The sequence below is a fragment of the Micromonospora globispora genome, assembly GCF_003857015.1.
GTDB lineage: Bacteria > Actinomycetota > Actinomycetes > Mycobacteriales > Micromonosporaceae > Micromonospora > Micromonospora globispora.
The window spans coordinates 1-3718 of sequence record NZ_QGGF01000518.1; the positions used below are offsets into that span (position 1 = coordinate 1).

Consider the following 3718-nt stretch of genomic DNA (forward strand, 5'->3'; position numbering starts at 1 on the left):
GCGATCGTCGGCGTGGCGTTGTGGGGGCTCGGCGCCTCGCTCGGCTTCCCGGTCGGGATGAGCGCCGCCGCCGACGACGAGGACCGGGCGCCGGCCCGGGTCAGCGTGGTGGCGGTGATCGGCTACACCGCGTTCCGGGGCGGACCGCCGCTGCTCGGGCTGCTCGGCGACCACGTCGGCACGCTGCGCGCGTTGCTCGTCGTACCGGTCCTGCTGCTGCCCACCCTGGCCCTGGTCCCGACCCTCCGCCCACCCGCCCGCTGAGCCGCCGCGCCGCCGCCCCTGTCCAGCGGGCTGCCATCCGGCTCGCAGCCGATTGTCAGGAAACGGTGCTGCACTGGGGGGAACGCCGAGGAGAGGAGCCGGGCAGATGGGCTGGTTCACCCGACGGTCCCGGGCCGCCGACCCGACGACCCCGACCAAGCTCGACCGGGAGGCGACCGCGGACGACCTCGCCGCGCTGGAGGCGTTCGTGACCAGCCGGCGGGGCGTGGAGTTCTACCTGGAACCGGAGACCACGGCGACCGACACGACCGTGGTGGCGATCGCCCACGACGGCGAGTGGATCCGCCGCCGTACCGGCTCGCCGCGCGCCGCTGGGAAGCTCGCCAACCGGCTCGCCGTGCCGCTGTACGAGGCCGCCCGCACCGGCTACCCCGAGCGGATGCGGGCCTGGAATCGGGCCCACCCGGAGCGCCGCGCCCGCTGACGGGCTTCCACGGCGGCAATTCCTCACTGACCGGTGGCGAGGATCCGGCGCCGCCCGGGATGCCGGCCGCCCGCCGCCTTCGATGCGTCCCCGGTCAGGCCGGACGTCCGCGATCGAAAGGCCAGAATGGACCGGCCGGAATTGCGCCGGGCGCCCGTTCACCGGCCGGGGAAAATGCCCAGCGGTATCGTCGAGCGTCATTGTTGCGGCGTTCTCCGTGGCCGAGCCCATTGATACCGGGCCATGCCCGCCCGTGGGTGCGGCGCGCCGGGGCCGCCGTTGACCGCCGCGCGGCGGGTGTGGCAGCATTCGCGGCCAGACGGCAGTGAAGGAAGCCGGTGTGATTCCGGCGCGGTCCCGCCACTGTCACCGGGGAGCGATCCCCCCTCGTGAGTCACGGCCGTGTGTCTGCGGTTGGAAGGCCGGGGGTGAGCGTCGATCCGGGAGCCAGGATACTTCGGCCGTCGGGAAGTGACCCCAGGGCGTGGACACCCGAGGAGGACCCGATGCACGGCTCCTGCGCCATCGACGATCGTCGTCGTAGCCGACCCGCGCGCCACAGCGCGCCGATGACCGCTCACCTCACCGCGCCGCAGGGCAGTCGCGGCCCTGCCCGCGCGATCAGCCGCACGGCCGCCCGCGCCGCCGCGTCCGCTCACCCTCGCGCCGTCGCCGCTCTCCGCTGAGGTCCGGCCCGCCGAGGTCCGCACCCGGCCACGCCCACCATCGGTGGAGCCGGCCGCCGGGTCGCGGACTCTGCTCAACCAGCGCCCATCCCTTCTGCCCGCCGACGGCCCACCGCCCCGTCGGGCATCACGCTCCGGAGCTCCCGTGCGCATCCTGCTGCTCTCCACCGCCGACACCGACCTGCTCGCCGCTCGCGCCAGCGGCGCCGGCTACCGGCTGGCCAACCCCGCCCGGGTCGCCGTCGACGCCGTACCCGCGCTGCTCGACGGCGTCGATCTGGCCGTCGTACGGCTGCTCGGTGGCCGGCAGGCGTGGCCGGACGGGCTCGCCGCGGTGCTCGACTCCGGCGTGCCCACCGTCGTGCTCGGCGGCGAGGCGCTGCCCGACGCGGAGCTGATGGCCGCCTCCACGGTGGCCTCCGGGGTGGCCACGCAGGCCCTCGCGTACCTGGTCGAGGGCGGCCCGGAAAACCTCGCGCAGCTCGCCCGGTTCCTCTCCGACACGGTCCTGCTCACCGGTGAGGGCTTCACTTCGCCCGCACCCACCCCGCCGCACGGCATCCTCGGCGACCACCCCGCCGCCGAGGCGGCGGCCGACCGGCCGACCGTCGGGATCGTCTTCTACCGGGCGCACGCCCTGGCCGGGAACACCGCCTTCGTCGAGACCCTGGCCGACGCGGTCACCGCGGCCGGCGGGAACCCGCTGCCCGTCTACTGCGGATCGCTGCGCGGCCTCGCCCCCGGGGACGGGCCCCTGGAACTCTTCGCCCGCTGCGACGCCCTCGTGGTGACCGTGCTGGCGGCGGGCGGGACCGTCGCCGCCGACGCGTCCAGCGGGGGCGACGAGGACGCCTGGGACGTCGGCGCGCTCGCCGCCCTCGACGTACCGGTGATCCAGGCGCTCTGCCTGACCAGCACCCGCGACCAGTGGGCGGACAGCGACGCCGGACTGTCCCCACTGGACGCCGCGATGCAGGTGGCCATCCCCGAATTCGACGGCCGGATCGTCACCGTGCCGTTCTCGTTCAAGCGGATCGACGCCGACGGGCTCTCGGTGTACGAGCCGGACCCGGAGCGGGCCGCGCGGGTCGCGGGCACCGCGGTCCGCCAGGCCCGGCTGCGGCACGTGCCGAACGCCGACAAGCGGCTCGCGATCGTGCTCAGCTCGTACCCGACGAAGCACTCCCGGGTCGGCAACGCGGTCGGCCTGGACACCCCCGCCTCGGCGGTACGGCTGCTCGCCGCGCTCGCCGACGCCGGGTATGACCTGGGCGACGGGCCGGTCCCCACCGACGGCGACGCGCTGATCCACGCGCTGATCGCGGCCGGTGGGCACGACGTCGAGTGGCTCACCCCGGACCAGCTCGCCGCCGCCGAGGCGCGCGTGCCGGGGAAGACCTACCGGGGCTGGTTCGCCGCCGCGCCGACGGAGCTGCGGCAGCGGATGGTCGCGCACTGGGGCGAGCCGCCCGGCGAGCTCTACACCGACGGCGGCGACCTCGTGCTGGCCGGGTTGCGCTTTGGCAACGTGACGTTGCTGATCCAGCCGCCCCGCGGCTTCGGTGAGAACCCGATCGCCATCTACCACGACCCCGACCTGCCGCCCAGCCACCACTACCTGGCCGCGTACCGGTGGCTGGCCGCGCCCGTCGCCGACGGCGGCTTCGGCGCCGACGCCGTGGTGCACCTGGGCAAGCACGGCACGCTGGAATGGCTGCCCGGCAAGGGACTCGGGCTGGCCCCCGACTGCGCGCCCGACGCCGTGCTCGGCGACCTGCCGCTGGTCTACCCGTTCATTGTCAACGACCCCGGCGAAGGCACCCAGGCCAAGCGCCGCGCCCACGCCGTGGTGGTCGACCACCTCGTCCCGCCGATGGCGCGCGCCGAGATGTACGGCGACCTGGCGAAACTCGAACAGCTCCTGGACGAGTACGCCACCGTGCAAGCCCTCGACCCGGCCAAGGTGCCCACCGTGCGGGCCCAGATCTGGGACCTCGTGCGGGCCGCCGAGCTGCACCACGACCTGCACACCGAGGCGATGCCCGACGCCGACGACTTCGACGACTTCGTGCTGCACCTCGACGGGTACCTCTGCGAGGTCAAGGACGTGCAGATCCGCGACGGCCTGCACATCCTCGCCGAGGCGCCCACCGGTGAGGCCCGGGTCAACCTGGTCCTCGCCGTGCTGCGCGCCCCGCAGGTCTGGGGCGGCGCCCGCGCCCTGCCCGGCCTGCGCCAGGCCCTCGCCGCCAGCGTCGGGCTGGACGAGCAGGCGCTGCTCGCCGCGCCCGGCGAACGGCTGGCCGTGCCGGAGGCGCTGGAC

Annotated in this window: 2 protein-coding genes, 1 pseudogene and 1 riboswitch; all 3 genes and pseudogenes read left to right on the top strand. The window is 75.1% G+C overall.

Going from position 1 to position 3718, the window contains the following annotated elements; translation table 11 throughout:
- A pseudogene (locus DKL51_RS27780) lies at nt 1-264 on the top strand (MFS transporter); the annotation flags it as partial.
- 106 nt (nt 265-370) lie between these two features.
- Nucleotides 371-709: a hypothetical protein gene (locus DKL51_RS27785; RefSeq protein ID WP_109947355.1), complete on the top strand. Its 339-nt coding sequence runs from the start codon at nt 371-373 to the stop codon at nt 707-709.
- A gap of 303 nt (nt 710-1012) precedes the next feature.
- Nucleotides 1013-1189: riboswitch (cobalamin riboswitch) on the top strand.
- A gap of 351 nt (nt 1190-1540) precedes the next feature.
- A partial coding sequence (locus DKL51_RS27790) for a cobaltochelatase subunit CobN (protein ID WP_185734936.1) occupies nt 1541-3718 on the top strand: 2178 nt, incomplete at its 3' end.